Raw genomic sequence first — 13815 nt, 5'->3', positions numbered from 1 at the left:
TCGGCGGCCCGTGGCGGGCGCGCCCGCCGGCGTCAGCCGTTCAGGGCGCAGCCCTCGGCCGCCCAGCGGTCGACCAGGCCGGCCGAGGGACCGGGCGCGTTCAGCCGCTTCGCCGCGACCAGCGGCGCGGCCGTGGTCCACTCCTCGGTGCCGGGCCGCAGCCGGGTCACCCGGGCCGGCCAGGTGACGATCCGTCCGCCGTGGTCGCCGCGCAGGGTGACCCGGGCCTCGGTGGCGTCGGCCAGGCCGGGCGCGGACTGCTCGCCGGGCCCGGTGACCACGAGGAGCGCGCCGTCGAGCGGCAGGCACCACAGCCCGTACGCGCCCGTCCGCGACGCTCACCCAGCAGACGGCCGCCTTCTTCACCGCCTCGTCGACCAGCGGCGTCGTCTCCCGACCGTCCAGCTCGTCCGTCACCCGGACATCCTCTCGTACGCCGCCGGCCGGGCCGGCGGGGACCGTCAGCCGCACGCTATCGCCCACCCGGCGTCGTGGGCGGCTCCGGTGGCCCGGTCAGCCCACGAAGGGCGGGACTGCGATCTCGCCGCGCGCCACCGGCATCACCTGGCCGGCCACCGTCGCGCCCACCGCCACCCCGCCCGCCGCGGTGACCGTGCAGGCCAGCGCGGACGGCCGGTGGATCTCGACGCCCTGGCGGACGGCGTACTCCGAGCGGCCCTCGCCGGGCAGCAGCCCGCTGGCGACCAGCCAGACGCCCAGCCCGAGGGCGGCCGAACCGGTCGCCGGGTCCTCCGGCACGCCGAGGCCCGGCACGAAGACCCGGGCGTGCGCGGTTTGCGTGTCGGCGTCCCAGGAGAAGACGCTGACGTGCTCCACGCCGTACCGCTCCGCCGCCGCCGCATTCACCCGGGCGCGGGCCACCGCGTCGGGACGTACCGGAAGGTAGGGGAACTCCAGGCCGCAGCCGGCCACCCGCGGCGCGGGGCCGGCGTGGTCGGCGGCGGTGAGGCCGGCCATCTCCAGCAGCGGCTCCGGATCCAGCTCGGGGCCGAGGGTGGGCGAGCCGCCGGTGAGCGTCGCGCCCGTCGCGGTGACCTCGATCGGCAGCACGCCCGCGCCGCACTCCTGGGTGACCCGGCCCACCTCGAACATGCCGCGCCGGCTGGCGGTGACCGCGGCGCCGACGCTCGGATGCCCGGCGAACGGCAGCTCCTCGGCCGGGGTGAAGATCCGCGCGCGGTAGGTCGCCCCGACCTGGGTGGGCGGCAGCACGAACACCGTCTCGGACAGGTTGAACTCCAGCGCGAGCGCCTGCATCTGCTCGGTGGCCAGCCCTTCGGCGCCGAACACCACGGCCAGCGGGTTGCCGGCGAAGGGGCGGTCGGTGAAGACGTCCACGATCTCGTAGGCCAAGGTCGACATGTTGATAAACACTAGGCGCTTAGGCTGGTGCCCGTGAGCACGCCGAACCGGGTCTACATCGCCCGACTCGCCGGAGTCGCCGTCTTCGACCCGAACGGTGACCAGGTGGGCCGGGTACGCGACGCGGTGGCCCGGCTCCGGCCGACCCAACGTCCGCCCGAGGTGGTGGGGCTGGTCGCCGAGATGCCGATGCGGCGGCGGATCTTCCTCTCCATCAACCGGATCACCTCCATCGACGCGGACGCCGTCGTGCTCGGCAGCGGCACCCTCAACCTGCGCCGCTTCGAGAAGCGCCCGAACGAGCTGCTGGTGCTCCAGGAGCTGCTCGACCGGCGGGTGCAGCTTGAGCCGGGCGGCCAGGCGGGCACGGTGGTCGACGTGGCGATGGAGCACAGCCGGGGCGGCGAGTGGGCACTGACCCGGGTCGCGGTCCGCGAACACACCGGCCGGCTCACCCGCCGTGGGCACCTGCACCAGGTCGAATGGGACCGGGTGCGCGGCCTGAGCGACATCGCCGCCAACCGGGGTACGGCCAACCTGCTCGCCGTGCTGGAGGACATGCGCCCCGCCGACCTGGCCAACGCCCTGCAGGACCTGCCCGACGCCCGGCGCAACGAGGTGGCGGCCGCGCTGGACGACGAGCGGCTGGCCGACGTGCTCAGCGAACTGCCCGAGCACGACCAGGTGGAGATCCTGGCCGCGCTGGACCGGGAACGCGCCGCGGACGTGCTGGAGGAGATGGACCCGGACGACGCCGCCGACCTGCTCAACGAGCTGCCCCCGCCGGAGCAGGACGTGCTGCTCGACCTGATGGAGCCGGACGAGGCCGACCCGGTCCGTCAGCTACTGCGGTACGCCTCGGGCACGGCCGGCAGCGTGATGACGTCGGAGCCGGTGATCCTGCCGCCGGACGCCACCGTCGCGGAGGCGCTCGCCCGGATCCGGGAGGAACAGCTCTCCCCCGCCGTGGCCGCGCAGGTCTTCGTGACGCGGGCGCCGCTGACCACCCCCACCGGCCGCTACCTGGGCATGGTCCACTTCCAGCGGCTGCTCCGCGAGCCCCCGGCGGACCTGCTCGGCGGGGTGGTGGTCAACGACATCGACCCGCTCCGGCCGACCACGCCGCTGCCCGAGATCACCCGCCGGATGGCCACCTACGACCTGGTCGCCATGCCGGTGGTCGACCGCAGCATGCGGCTGGTCGGCGCGGTGACCGTGGACGACGTGCTGGACCACTCACTGCCCCGCGACTGGCGGGACCGGGACGCCGTACCGGCCCCGCCCGCCGCCCACACCGGGCCGGACGGCGCCAATGAGTGACCAGCGGCGGGCCGAGCGGCTGGACCAGCCGCGCGAGCCCCGGGGCGTCAAGCTGCCCCGGTTCGACCCGGAGGCGTTCGGCCGGTGGTCCGAGGGCATCGCCCGGGGCATGGGCACCGCGAACTTCATCGTCTACATGACGGTGGTGATCGCGGCCTGGTTCGCCTGGAACACCCTCGCCCCGCCCGACCTGCGCTTCGACCCGTACACCTTCACGTTCCTGACCCTGGTGCTGTCGTTGCAGGCCTCGTACGCGGCGCCGCTGATCCTGCTCGCGCAGAACCGGCAGGCGGACCGGGACCGGGTGGCGCTGGAGGAGGACCGGCGGCGGGCCACCGCGCAGAAGGCGGACACCGAGTACCTGGCCCGGGAGATCGCCGCGCTGCGGATCGCGATGGGTGAGGTGGCCACCCGGGACTTCCTCCGCTCCGAGCTGGCCCGGCTCGCCGAGGAGCTGGACGAGGCGGCACAGCGCCGGCACAGGCTGGAACGCCGGCAGCAGGAGCGCGCCTCCCGCGGCAGCGGGGGCGAGCCGCTCGACGAGCCCCGCGACGACCTGGACGGCGACTTCGCCGCCCGGGACGGCCGCCCGGAGGGCTGAGCCCGGTCCAACCGCCCGCCGACGGGTGCGATCGATTCGCTCACACCGGCCCCCGCCAGCGGCGGCCGCCGATGACCACCGACGTAACATTGCCCGCATGTCAGCACCCGTCAGCACCGTCTCCGACGCGATCCAGGCCGCCCTGGCCACCGTCAACGACCCGGAGATCCGTCGGCCGATCACCGAGCTGGGCATGGTCCGCTCCGCGGTGGTGGGTGACGACGGCGTCGTCCGGGTCGAGTTGCTGCTCACCGTGGCCGGCTGCCCGCTGAAGGACAAGCTGCGCACCGACATCACCGCCGCGGTGGCCGCGGTGGCAGGCGTGACGGGTGTCGAGATCGAGTTCGGCGTGATGAGCCCCGAGCAGCGCCAGGAGCTCCAGTCAAAGCTGCGCGGCGGCGGTGCCACCCAGGAGCCGGTCATCCCGTTCGCCCAGCCCGGCTCGCGCACCCGGGTGTACGCCGTGGCCAGCGGCAAGGGTGGCGTCGGCAAGTCCAGCGTCACGGTCAACCTGGCCGCCGCGCTGGCCGCCCGCGGCCTCGCCGTCGGCGTGGTCGACGCCGACATCTACGGCCACTCGGTGCCCCGGATGCTCGGCGCCGAGGGCAGCCCGACCCGGGTCGAGGACATGATCATGCCGCCGCAGGCGCACGGCGTGAAGGTCATCTCGATCGGCATGTTCACCCCGGGCAACGCGGCCGTGGTCTGGCGTGGCCCGATGCTGCACCGGGCGTTGCAGCAGTTCCTCGCCGACGTGTACTGGGGCGACCTGGACGTCCTGCTGCTGGACCTGCCCCCGGGCACCGGCGACATCGCCATCTCGGTGGCCCAGCTGCTCCCCAACGCGGAGATCCTGGTGGTCACCACCCCGCAGGCCGCGGCCGCCGAGGTCGCCGAGCGGGCCGGCGCGATCGCGCTGCAGACCCACCAGCGGGTGGTCGGGGTCATCGAGAACATGTCCTGGATGGAGCTGCCGGACGGCTCCCGGGTGGAGGTCTTCGGCGCCGGCGGCGGCGAGGCGGTCTCCGAGTCGCTGAGCCGGACCATCGGCGCGCAGGTGCCGCTGCTGGGTCAGATCCCGCTCGACACCCGGGTGCGCGAGGGCGGCGACGCCGGCATCCCGATCGTGCTGGCCGAGCCGGACGCCCCGGCCGCCAAGGCGCTCAACCAGGTCGCCGACCGCCTGGCGGTCCGGCGTGAGTCTCTCGTCGGCAAGCCGCTGGGCCTCAAGCCCGCCGGCCGCTGACCGACTGACGAAGGGGCACCCCGTGACGGGGTGCCCCTTCGTCGTGTCCGGAGCGGGGGGAAGCAGGGAGAGAAGGAACGGCCCGACGGTCAGGTGGCGTCGTCGTAGCTGGGGCGGGGGGCCGGGGCGGGCGCGGTGCCGCCGGTGGCCGTGGCCGGGCGTTTGCCGTTGCCCCGCGGGTCCGCCGCGTTCGCGACGTCCTTCAGCTCGTTGTGCACGCCGGTCACGTCCGAGCGCAGGTTGTCGTACACGCTCTGCAGGGGCTTCCGGATGGCCTGCTCGTCCTCCTCGGTGAGCAGGTGCTTCCGGATGAACGCCTTCGGGTGCAGATCCTCCAGCTGGATGTCGGTGCCCAGCTCGCGGCTCAGGTCGCCGGTGGCGTTGCGGGCCATGTTGCGCAGGTTGCGGACCATCCGGAGGCCGTCGTTGATCACGGTGGGCAGCCGGTCCCCGAAGATCAGCAGCGCCAGGAGCAGCAGCGCGCCGATCTCCCACCAGTTCAGGTTGTCGAGCACTCCGGCCTCCTCGTCCGTGTCACGGCAAGACTACGCACGTCGGGGGCCGCTCCGGGAGGGGGTGACCGCTGCTCACTTCGCATCTGCGGCGAGCGTCACCGAGGCGTTCTGGCGGGCGGATCCCCGCCGGTACTCGACCGTCACCACCGAGCCGGGCGCGTACTTGCGGACCAGCGCGACCAGATCCGCCGGCTCGGTCATCGGCCGGCCGTTCAGCCGCAGGATCACGTCGCCGGCCTTCAGCCCGGCCGCCGCGGCCGGGCCGGACGGCTCCACCGCGTTGAGGCGTACGCCGGTGCCGGCCGCCGCGCCCGTGCCGCCGACCTGGGCGCCGATCACCGTTCGCCGGGCCTTGCCGGTGCCGATGATGTCCTGGGTGACCCGTTTCGCCTGGTTGATCGGGATGGCGAAGGCGAGGCCGATGTTGCCGGCCTCCTGCCCGTCGGCGACCAGCGACTTGATCGTCGAGTTCACCCCGACCACCCGTCCGGCACCGTCGACCAGCGGGCCACCGGAGTTGCCGTGGTTGACCGCCGCGTCGGTCTGGATCGCCGCGTAGTAGCGCACCGGGCCACCCGGCTCGCCGGCCTGCATCGTCCGGTCCAGGGCGCTGACGATCCCGGCGGTGACCGTGTTGGCCAGCGAGAGCGGCGAGCCGATGGCGAGCACCGGGTCGCCGACGGCCAGCGCGTCGGAGTCGCCGAACTCCACCGGCTTGAGCCCGGTACGGGACACCTTGATCACCGCGATGTCCGACTCCGGGTCCTGCCCGACCACGGTCGCCGGGGTGGAACTGCCGTCGTCGAAGACCACCGTGGCCTTGCCGGAGCCGCCCGCCACCACGTGGTCGTTGGTGATCACGTGCCCGTCGGCGCTGACGATGAAGCCGGAACCTTCGCTGATCCCGCCGAGGCTGGCCACCCGGACGGTGACCACGCTGGGCAGGACCCTCTCGGCGACGCCGGCCAGTGACTCCGGCTTGCGCTGGGCCAGGGCCGGGGCCTCGGCGGGACCGCCGCCGAGCACGCTGGCGCCAGCCCCGCCGTGCAGGAAGGCGTAGGTCAGGGCGCTGCCGAGCGAGCCGGCCAGCAGGGCGGTGAGCAGCGAGATCAGCACGACCTGCCGCAGCTTCGGGCGGCCGGGGGCGTCCGGGTCGGTGACCGGCTCCGGCTCGCCGCCGTCGGTGGGGAGGGCCGGCACCACCACCGCGGCGGGGGCGTACGGGTCGCGCCACGGGTCGGCGAGCGCGTCGGACCACCAGGGCGACGCCTGGTCGCCCCCGTACGGCCCGGGCGGGGAACCGGACGCCGGCCGTCCCGCCGGTGCCGGAGTTCCGCCGGGCTGGCGCCAGTCCCAGCCGTCGGTCACGTCGGTGCCTCCCAGTCCGTCCCGCATCCCGCGCCGCGATCCGGCGGAGCCGTCCGGCAACGCCACCCGGGATACCGTCCAGGATTGCACGGATGCCCCGGGTGGAGTCAGCGGTTGCCGCCCGTGATCGTCAAGCGACGGACTCGCGGCTGCGCCCGTCGGGTCCCGCCTCTAGGCTCATACCGCCAACCCGCCCCCCGCACCACTCCCGCCGCCCGGAGGTGTCCCATCGCCACGGTCGCCAGTTCCGGCAACTCGACGGCCCAGGCCCTGCAGTTCGCCGAGTCCTACGTCACCGAGGATCTGGTGCTGCGGACCGCCCGCAGCCTCGCCCGCGAGGTGGGCGTCGACGCGGTGACGCCGGGCGCCGGCGCCGCGCTGCGACTGCTCGCCGCCGCCGGCAACGCCCGGGCGGTGGTGGAGATCGGCACCGGCACCGGGGTCAGCGGCGTCTGGCTGCTGCGTGGCATGCGGCCCGACGGGGTGCTCACGACCATCGACGTGGAGGTGGAGCACCAGCGGATCGCCCGCCGGATCTTCGTCGAGGCGGGGTTCGCGTCCGGGCGTACCCGGATCATCACCGGCCGGGCCCTCGACGTGCTGCCGCGGCTCGCGGACGGCGTCTACGACCTGGTCTTCGTCGACGCCGAGGCGACCGGCTTCACCGCCTGCGTGGACGCCGCGCTGCGGCTGCTGCGGCCCGGCGGGGTGCTCGCCCTCAACGGCACCCTGGCCGGCGGGCGGATCGGCGACCCGGCCGCCCGCGACGTCGAGACGGTCACCGTCCGGGAGACGATCAAGGCGATCCGGGAGTCGGAGCACTGGATCCCCGCGCTGCTCCCGGTCGGGCACGGCCTGCTCGCCGCCGTGAAGTGCTGAGCCGACCCCGCGCGCGGCGGCCGCCGGGCGCGGGGTCGGAACGCGCCGTCAGCCCAGCGTGGCCAGCCAGCGCAGCAGCCCGCGTACGCCCCAGCCGGTGGCGCCCCGGGTCAGTTCGGCGTCGTCGTCCTCCGCCCAGGAGGGGGCGGACATGTCGACGTGCACCCAGCGGTCCCGCAGGTCGCCGGTGAACTCGCGGAGGAAGAGCGCGGCGGTCACCGAGCCGGCGCCCTGGGCCGGGGAGCTGTGCAGGTCGGCCAGGTCGCTGCCCAGGTACTCCACGTAGTCGGCCGGCAGCGGCATTCGCCAGGCGGCCTCACCGGCGGCGTCGATCGCGGCCAGCAGGTCCCCGGCGAGCTGGTCGTTCTCGCTGTAGAGGGCGCCGTGCCGCTTGCCGAGGGCCACCGCGTTCGCGCCGGTCAGGGTGGCCAGGTCGACCAGCAGGTCGGGTTCGAGCTCCTGCACCGCGTACGCCAGCGCGTCGGCGAGCACCAGCCGCCCCTCGGCGTCGGAGTTGGTGGTCTCGCTGGTCAGGCCGCCGTAGTGGCGGATGACGTCGCCGGGCCGGAACGCGGACCCGCTGACCATGTTCTCGGCCAGCGGCGCCAGCGTGGTGATCCGCACCGGCAGCCGGAGCGCGGCGGCGCCCAGGGTCGCGGCGAGCACGGCGGCGGCACCGGCCATGTCCTTGCGCATCAGCTTCATCGCCGGCACCGGCTTGATCGAGATGCCGCCGCTGTCGAAGGTGATCCCCTTGCCGACCAGTACGACATGGGTGGCCGCGTCCGCCGGGCGCCAGTCCAGCTCGATCAGGCGGGGGCCGCTGGCCGAGCCCCGGCCGACGGCGAGGATCCCGCCGAACCCCTCGGCCGCCAGCTCCTCCGGCTGACGTACCCGCAGGGTCAGGTCGGCCTGACCGGCCACGGCCGCCTCGACCTGCTCGACGAACCACTGCGGGTTCTTCAGCGAGGAGGGGGTGTTGGTCAGGTCCCGGGCCAGCCGGGTCATCTCGGCGGTGGTCCGGGCCGCCGCCAGGGTCGGGGCGAGCGCGTCCGGGTCGCCCACCACGACGTCCACCTCCGCCAGCGCGGGCGCCCCGCCGGCCTCGGTCATCCGGAACCGGTACGACCCCAGCAGCAGCCCCTCGGCGAGGCCGCGCAGCGCCGCGGCGTCGGCCGGCAGCATCACTGTGACGTGTGTCTCATCCTTGACGGCCCGGGCGAGCGCAGCTCCGGCGATCCGCCAGCCCCGCTCGTCGCCCTCGCCGACACCGAGCAGCACCAGCCGCTGCGGTGTCCCGCGGGGTCGCAGGTGTTCGTGCAGTTCGCCGGCGCGCCCGGCCAGCCGCGTGGCGGGCAGCAGGGCGTCGGCCTCGGCGAGTACGTCGCCGGGAGCCGGCGGCGCGGTCGGGACCAGCGCGGCCGGGACGTCCGGTCCCTCGGCCGGCCCGACGGGACGAATGGGCAGGACGAGGGTGTCGAGCCGCTCGGGCCCGTTCACCAGACGAATGGCCAGCACGCTGGACCGTACCTCCAGAAAGTTCGCGAAGCGGGACAGACCGCCGCTTCCCGGCTTGTGAAGGCCCTGAGCACCGGCTGGGCCGGTGGCTCAGGGCAAGACGAACCGTCCCCACGGCGCACGCCGTGCGGACCGCTCCTCGATCAGCCGGCGGCTGCCTTCAGCGCGTCACCGAGCGCGTTGGCCTCGTCGGGAGTCATCTCGACGACGAGCCGGCCACCACCCTCCAGCGGGACCCGCATCACGATGCCCCGGCCCTCCTTGGTGACTTCCAGCGGACCGTCGCCCGTCCGCGGCTTCATCGCCGCCATGTTGTCTCCCCTCAGACCTACACCAGGGTCGGTGGGTTGCCCCACAGCCATTTCGCCATCACCGCCGCAGCCTTCGCGGGGTGTCGACAACGATTTTCCCTGATGAACACCGCCGGACCCAAACCGAAGCAGCATTGATGTAACAGCATCTAGCTTATCTTGGATAGGCCTGTCACAATGTGCGGTCATGCAGGCACGGTCGGCACTCTTCGACCTGTACGGCGACCACCTCCGGGCGAGGGGTGGCCGCGCACCCGTCGCCGCCCTGGTCAAGCTGCTGGCGCCGCTCGGGATCGCACCACCGGCCGTGCGCACCGCGGTCTCCCGGATGGTCCGCCAGGGCTGGCTCGACCCGCTCCGGCTGGCCTCCGGGCCGGGATATTCGATCACGCCGAAGGCAGCCCGCCGGCTCGACGAAGCGGCCGCCCGGATCTACCGGACCGGACGGGTCAGCTGGGACGGACGGTTCGATCTGCTGGTCCTGGAGGCCCCCGCCTCCCGACGGGACCGCCAGCGGCTCGCCGCCAACCTGACCTTCCTCGGCTACGGCACGCTCGACGACTGCACCTGGGTGGCCACCCGCCCCGGCGAGGACGTGGACGTCCTCCTCGCCGAGGCCGGCGTGCGCTACGAGCGGTTCACCGCCGCGCACGCCGCCGGCACCCCCGGGGCGATGGGCGTGGTCCGCCGCGCCTGGGACCTCACCGAGATCGGCCGGGCGTACGAACGGTTCGTCGCCGAGCAGAAGCCGCTGCTGACGGGCGTGACCGTACGCAGCAGCGACGAGGAGGCGTACGCCGCCCGATTCCGGCTCGTGCACGCGTGGCGTACCTTCCTCTTCCGGGACCCGCAGCTCCCCCCGGCGCTGCTCCCCGAGCGCTGGCCGGGCACCAGCGCGGCCAGCTTCTTCGACCGACACGCGGCCCGGCTCCGGCCGGCCGCCGACCGGTACGTCGAGCAGTGCCTCGACGCCAACAACCGCCTCGCCCGACAGAAGGGTCGTTGAGAACGTGACCGAGCCGCTGCTCGTCGATCGCACCGACGCCGTCGTGACCCTGACGCTGAACCGCCCGACCGCGATGAACTCGCTCGACGTGGCGCTCAAGGAGGCGCTCCGGGACACCCTCGCCGAGCTGGAGAGCGACCGCTCCTGCCGGGCGGTCGTGCTGGCCGGAGCGGGCGGGTCGTTCAGCGCCGGGCAGGACCTCCGCGAGCACGTGCAGACCCTGGAGGCGGCCGACGCCGACCCGCTGGCCACCGTGCGGGCCCACTACAACCCGATCGCCGCCCGGCTGGCCAACCTGCCCAAGCCGGTGGTCGCCGCGGTCCGTGGCATGGCGGCCGGGGCCGGCGCCTCGCTGGCCTTCCTCGCCGACTTCCGGATCGGCGGCCCGAAGACCCGGTTCCTGATGGCCTTCGCCGGGGTGGGACTCGCCGCCGACACCGGCGCCTCCTGGACCCTGCCCCGGCTGGTCGGCCACGCCAAGGCCGTCGAACTGCTGATGCTCGCCGAGCCGGTGGGCGCCGAGGAGGCCTGCCGGCTGGGCCTGCTGAACAAGCTGGTGGACGACGACGAGCAGGTGCTGCCCACCGCGCAGGAGCTGGCCGCCCGGCTCGCCGCCGGCCCGACCGTGGCGTACGGGGCGATCAAGCGGCAGCTCTCCATCGCCGATGCCGGCACCCTCGCCGACGCCCTCGCCGCCGAGGCGCAGGCCCAGTCGATCTGCGGCGCCACCAGCGACCACAAGGCCGCCACCATGGCCTTCGTGAACAAGCAGAAACCGGTCTTCGAGGGACACTGACCCGCGCGGCGCCGCCCGCGTACCGGTGGCGGTCAGCGGGCCACGTAACCGCCGTCGACCGGGACGGTGTGGCCGGTGATCCAGGCGGCCTCGTCCGAGGCGAGGAAGGCGACCACCCCGGCCACGTCGTCCGGGGTGGGGATGCCCGGCTTCGGGTTGAACGACTCCATCTGCCGGCGCATCTGCCCCGGGTCCGGCGCGCTGTCGATGAAGTGCTCCACCAGCGGGGTCAGCAGCACCGTGGGAGCCACCGCGTTGACCCGGATGCCGCGGGCCGCGTACTCGATCGCCGCCGACCGGGTCAGGCCGACGATCCCGGCCTTGGTGAAGGTGTACGGGGAGATGTTCTCCTGAGCGGCCAGCGCCGTGGTGGAGGAGGTGTTCACGATCGCCCCACCGCCGCCGCGCAGCATCGCCTCGATGCCGTACCGGAGGACGAAGAAGACACCGTCGCCGTTGACCCGGCGCACCCGCTCCCAGTTCGCCACGTCCATCTCGTGCAACGGCTGCTGCTGCCCGTCGATGCCGGCGTTGTTGAAGATGACGTCGATCCGGCCGTACCGCTGCGCGGCGTCGGCGATGCCCTGCTCCACCGAGGCAGCTTCCCCGGTGTCCATGGTCACCGCGTACCCGTCGGGAAGCCCGGCCGCGACCCGCTCGGCGCCCTCGGCGTCGATGTCGGCGACCACCACCTTCGCGCCCTCGGCGGCGAACCGTCGCGCGGCCGCCTCGCCGAGCCCGGACGCCCCGCCGGTGACGAGCGCGACCCTGTCCTGGAACCGCATCGCACCCCCTCCGGGGACCGGCCGGCGCCGGCCCTCCCCGGCACCGTAACCGGGCGCCGGCCGGTCAGTCGTCCTCTTCGGGATCCTGGTTGGCCTCCTGCCCGAGCACGAACGCCTGCATGGCCAACTCGTCGCCGGAGGGCGAGACGAACGCCGGCAGCTCGCGCGGCCCCAGCTCCTGCACGTACGCCCAGAACAGCTGGACCGCCTCGGCGGGCGAGGCCGCCTCGATCGGCACGTCCAGGCTGACCAGCCAGGAGCGACGCGCCGGCGGCGGGCCGAGCCGGTCGGCCAACTCCCGCCAGGTGGCCACGTCCAGCCCGGTCACCGGCCCGTCGAGGGCCAGGCCGTCCGCCGGCACCGGCTCGTCGAAGACCCGCCGGGTGTACGTCACCACGAGCGCGCCCGGACCGGCCTCGGACTGCGGGTCGTCGGGATCCTCCCGGGTCTCGGCGGTGGCCGCGGCGACCCGACCGAGCGCCACCAGCCGGGGCGGCGCGTCGACCAGCACCGCGACCGGGTCACCGGGCCGGGGCCGGGCGGACCCGTCCAGCCCGGTCAGCTCCAGGGTGTCGTGGTGCACGAGCCGCTCGGCCTCGTACCGCTCGGCGGGCAGCAGCACCGCCCAGGCGCCGGGCCCGCCGCCGTCGATCGTTCCGCTCGCGCGGACCTCGGTGTCGGTCATGGTCCAATCCCATCACGCCGGGCCGGGGCCGGCGTCGTCACGTCGGCCGGACGCCGTCGCCGTCACGCCCGGCCGGTGGCCCCGGCTTCCGCGACGGTCACGTGACAGCCGGCGAGGTGGTCGTCGACCATCCCGGTGGCCTGCATCAGCGCGTACGCGGTGGTCGGGCCCACGAAGCGGAAGCCGCGCTTCTTGAGCGCCTTGGCCAGCGCGGTGGACTCGGGGGTGAGGGCCGGCACCGAGGCGAAGGACCGGGGTCGGGCGGCCCGGGGCGCCGGCGCGTACGACCAGAGCAGCGCGGAGAGCCCGTCGGGCAGGTCCAGCGCGGCCCGGGCGTTGGCGATCGCCGCCTCGACCTTGGCGCGGTTGCGCACGATGCCGACGTCGGCGAGCAGGCGGGCGACGTCCGCCTCGCCGTAGCCGGCGACCTTGTCGATGCGGAACTCGTCGAAGGCGAGCCGGAACGCCGGTCGCTTCCGCAGGATGGTCAGCCAGGACAGGCCCGACTGGAACGCCTCCAGGGTCAGCCGCTCGTAGAGCGCGTCGTCGCCGCGCAGCGGCCGGCCCCACTCGGTGTCGTGGTAGACGGCGTAGTCGGGGGTGCTCGCGCCCCAGGCGCAGCGGGGCAGCCCGTCCGGGCCGGTCACCAGGTCAGTCACGACGTACACGGTAGGCCAGCCCACCGACAACGGGCGCCGGTCAGGGCAGTCGGCCCTGCTCCACCAGCCGGGCGAACTTCTTCAGCGCCTGGGTCAGGCCGAACTTCGAGCCAGGCCAGAGCACCGGCCAGGCGACCCGGCCGGCGGTCCCGCCGGGCAGGTGGAACCACTCGTGCCAGACCACCTGGGTCCGGTCCCGCTCCACCGGGGTGCAGCGCAGCACGCCCGGCCCGCGCAGCAGCCGCCCGCAGTGCACCACCCCGACCTCGTACGGCGCGTCGACCCGGACCACCCGCATCTCGTCGCGGAGCACCGCCGGACCGAGCGCGGTGACCGCCTCGACCAGGGTGCCCTCGCCACCGTCCCCCTCGACCACCCGGACGGTGGTGAAGGGGATCCAGTCGGACTGCCGTTCCCAGGCGGTCAGCGCCGCGAAGACCCGCTCGGCCGGGGCGTCGACGATCACCGTGGCGGTCACCTCGCCGGCGCCGGGTTGGGCCGCCTCGGCCAGCCCGTCGGTGCCTTCCGGCCCGGTCACGCCGACTCCGACCGGACCACCGCGCCACGCTCCCGCTCATCGTCGTCGTCGCCGGCCGGGCCCTGCGCGGTCCGGCCGACCGTGCCGGCGGGGTCGGTGGCCGGGGCGTCGGCGGCAGGGGAGGCGGTGGGGTCGGCCGGCGGCCGGAGCGGCACCTGGCGGTCGGCCGGCTCCTGGTCGACCGGCGCCGCGACCGGGACGACCT

The 13815-nt window shown here is 74.5% G+C and carries 15 protein-coding genes and 2 pseudogenes; 6 read left to right on the top strand and 11 right to left on the bottom strand.

The features are described 5' to 3' along the window. Positions 1-417: pseudogene (locus tag JNW87_RS23455) on the bottom strand (hypothetical protein); the annotation flags it as partial. 96 nt (positions 418-513) lie between these two features. Continuing rightward, positions 514-1383, bottom strand: coding sequence for a PhzF family phenazine biosynthesis protein (locus JNW87_RS23450; protein ID WP_109800045.1), 870 nt, complete (start codon positions 1381-1383; stop codon positions 514-516). Positions 1384-1416: 33 nt separating this feature from the next. Between JNW87_RS23450 and JNW87_RS23445 the strand changes: the two genes are divergently transcribed. From JNW87_RS23445 to JNW87_RS23435, 3 genes are all read left to right on the top strand, one after another. Then, positions 1417-2703, top strand: coding sequence for a magnesium transporter MgtE N-terminal domain-containing protein (locus JNW87_RS23445; protein WP_109800044.1), 1287 nt, complete (start codon positions 1417-1419; stop codon positions 2701-2703). Beyond that, positions 2696-3304 carry a DUF1003 domain-containing protein gene (locus tag JNW87_RS23440; protein WP_109800043.1) on the top strand — a complete coding sequence of 203 codons (609 nt, stop codon included), beginning with the start codon at positions 2696-2698 and terminating at the stop codon, positions 3302-3304. Before JNW87_RS23445 ends, JNW87_RS23440 begins: the two co-directional genes overlap by 8 nt. 97 nt (positions 3305-3401) lie before the next feature. Beyond that, positions 3402-4550, top strand: coding sequence for a P-loop NTPase (locus tag JNW87_RS23435; protein WP_109800042.1), 1149 nt, complete (start codon positions 3402-3404; stop codon positions 4548-4550). Positions 4551-4639: 89 nt separating this feature from the next. Here the strand turns inward: JNW87_RS23435 and JNW87_RS23430 are convergent, their stop codons facing one another. Further along, a complete protein-coding gene (locus tag JNW87_RS23430) occupies positions 4640-5065 on the bottom strand; it encodes a preprotein translocase subunit TatB (RefSeq protein ID WP_109800041.1) in 426 nt (141 codons plus the stop codon). A gap of 72 nt (positions 5066-5137) precedes the next feature. Continuing rightward, positions 5138-6448: a S1C family serine protease gene (locus tag JNW87_RS23425; RefSeq protein WP_201749460.1), complete on the bottom strand. Its 1311-nt coding sequence runs from the start codon at positions 6446-6448 to the stop codon at positions 5138-5140. Between the two features lie 255 nt (positions 6449-6703). Between JNW87_RS23425 and JNW87_RS23420 the strand changes: the two genes are divergently transcribed. Continuing rightward, positions 6704-7312, top strand: a complete 609-nt coding sequence (locus JNW87_RS23420) for an O-methyltransferase (protein WP_201749459.1) — start codon at positions 6704-6706, stop codon at positions 7310-7312. A 48-nt stretch (positions 7313-7360) separates the two neighbouring features. On the opposite strand, the gene JNW87_RS23415 is transcribed toward JNW87_RS23420, so the two are convergent. Further along, on the bottom strand, positions 7361-8830 hold the full coding sequence (locus JNW87_RS23415) for a M17 family metallopeptidase (protein WP_109800039.1): 1470 nt from the start codon (positions 8828-8830) through the stop codon (positions 7361-7363). A 143-nt stretch (positions 8831-8973) separates the two neighbouring features. Then, on the bottom strand, positions 8974-9141 hold the full coding sequence (locus JNW87_RS23410; RefSeq protein ID WP_007455245.1) for a DUF3117 domain-containing protein: 168 nt from the start codon (positions 9139-9141) through the stop codon (positions 8974-8976). A gap of 187 nt (positions 9142-9328) precedes the next feature. Here JNW87_RS23410 and JNW87_RS23405 point away from each other — a divergent pair, with 187 nt between their 5' ends. Both JNW87_RS23405 and JNW87_RS23400 read left to right on the top strand, forming a co-directional pair. Continuing rightward, positions 9329-10147 carry a PaaX family transcriptional regulator C-terminal domain-containing protein gene (locus JNW87_RS23405; RefSeq protein WP_109800038.1) on the top strand — a complete coding sequence of 273 codons (819 nt, stop codon included), beginning with the start codon at positions 9329-9331 and terminating at the stop codon, positions 10145-10147. 4 nt (positions 10148-10151) lie between these two features. Then, complete coding sequence (locus JNW87_RS23400) at positions 10152-10943, top strand: enoyl-CoA hydratase/isomerase family protein (RefSeq protein ID WP_109800037.1); 792 nt, start codon at positions 10152-10154, stop codon at positions 10941-10943. A gap of 32 nt (positions 10944-10975) precedes the next feature. Here the strand turns inward: JNW87_RS23400 and JNW87_RS23395 are convergent, their stop codons facing one another. The 5 genes and pseudogenes from JNW87_RS23395 to JNW87_RS23375 all read right to left on the bottom strand — a co-directional run. After that, positions 10976-11728 (bottom strand): SDR family NAD(P)-dependent oxidoreductase, encoded by a 753-nt coding sequence (locus tag JNW87_RS23395; protein WP_109800036.1) that lies wholly within the window; start codon positions 11726-11728, stop codon positions 10976-10978. 64 nt (positions 11729-11792) lie between these two features. After that, positions 11793-12413, bottom strand: a complete 621-nt coding sequence (locus JNW87_RS23390) for a hypothetical protein (RefSeq protein WP_109800035.1) — start codon at positions 12411-12413, stop codon at positions 11793-11795. A 62-nt stretch (positions 12414-12475) separates the two neighbouring features. Further along, positions 12476-13072 carry a DNA-3-methyladenine glycosylase I gene (locus JNW87_RS23385; RefSeq protein WP_109800049.1) on the bottom strand — a complete coding sequence of 199 codons (597 nt, stop codon included), beginning with the start codon at positions 13070-13072 and terminating at the stop codon, positions 12476-12478. Between the two features lie 40 nt (positions 13073-13112). Further along, complete coding sequence (locus JNW87_RS23380; RefSeq protein ID WP_109800034.1) at positions 13113-13610, bottom strand: SRPBCC family protein; 498 nt, start codon at positions 13608-13610, stop codon at positions 13113-13115. Next, a pseudogene (locus JNW87_RS23375) lies at positions 13607-13815 on the bottom strand (cell division protein DivIVA); the annotation flags it as partial. The gene JNW87_RS23380 and the pseudogene JNW87_RS23375, both read right to left, overlap by 4 nt.

It is taken from the genome of Micromonospora sp. ATA51 (assembly GCF_016802855.1).
Taxonomy (GTDB): Bacteria; Actinomycetota; Actinomycetes; order Mycobacteriales; family Micromonosporaceae; genus Micromonospora; species Micromonospora sicca.
Note: the sequence above shows the minus strand (reverse complement) of the source record. Positions and strands in the feature narration are given on the sequence as shown.

What these genes read in the sequence shown, in the direction of transcription:
- JNW87_RS23450 (WP_109800045.1), bottom strand. Translation starts at nt 1,383, where the DNA reads ATGTCGACCTTGGCCTACGAGATCGTGGACGTCTTCACCGACCGCCCC.
- JNW87_RS23440 (WP_109800043.1), top strand. Translation starts at nt 2,696, where the DNA reads ATGAGTGACCAGCGGCGGGCCGAGCGGCTGGACCAGCCGCGCGAGCCC.
- JNW87_RS23435 (WP_109800042.1), top strand. Translation starts at nt 3,402, where the DNA reads ATGTCAGCACCCGTCAGCACCGTCTCCGACGCGATCCAGGCCGCCCTG.
- JNW87_RS23410 (WP_007455245.1), bottom strand. Translation starts at nt 9,141, where the DNA reads ATGGCGGCGATGAAGCCGCGGACGGGCGACGGTCCGCTGGAAGTCACC.
- JNW87_RS23405 (WP_109800038.1), top strand. Translation starts at nt 9,329, where the DNA reads ATGCAGGCACGGTCGGCACTCTTCGACCTGTACGGCGACCACCTCCGG.
- JNW87_RS23395 (WP_109800036.1), bottom strand. Translation starts at nt 11,728, where the DNA reads ATGCGGTTCCAGGACAGGGTCGCGCTCGTCACCGGCGGGGCGTCCGGG.
- JNW87_RS23390 (WP_109800035.1), bottom strand. Translation starts at nt 12,413, where the DNA reads ATGACCGACACCGAGGTCCGCGCGAGCGGAACGATCGACGGCGGCGGG.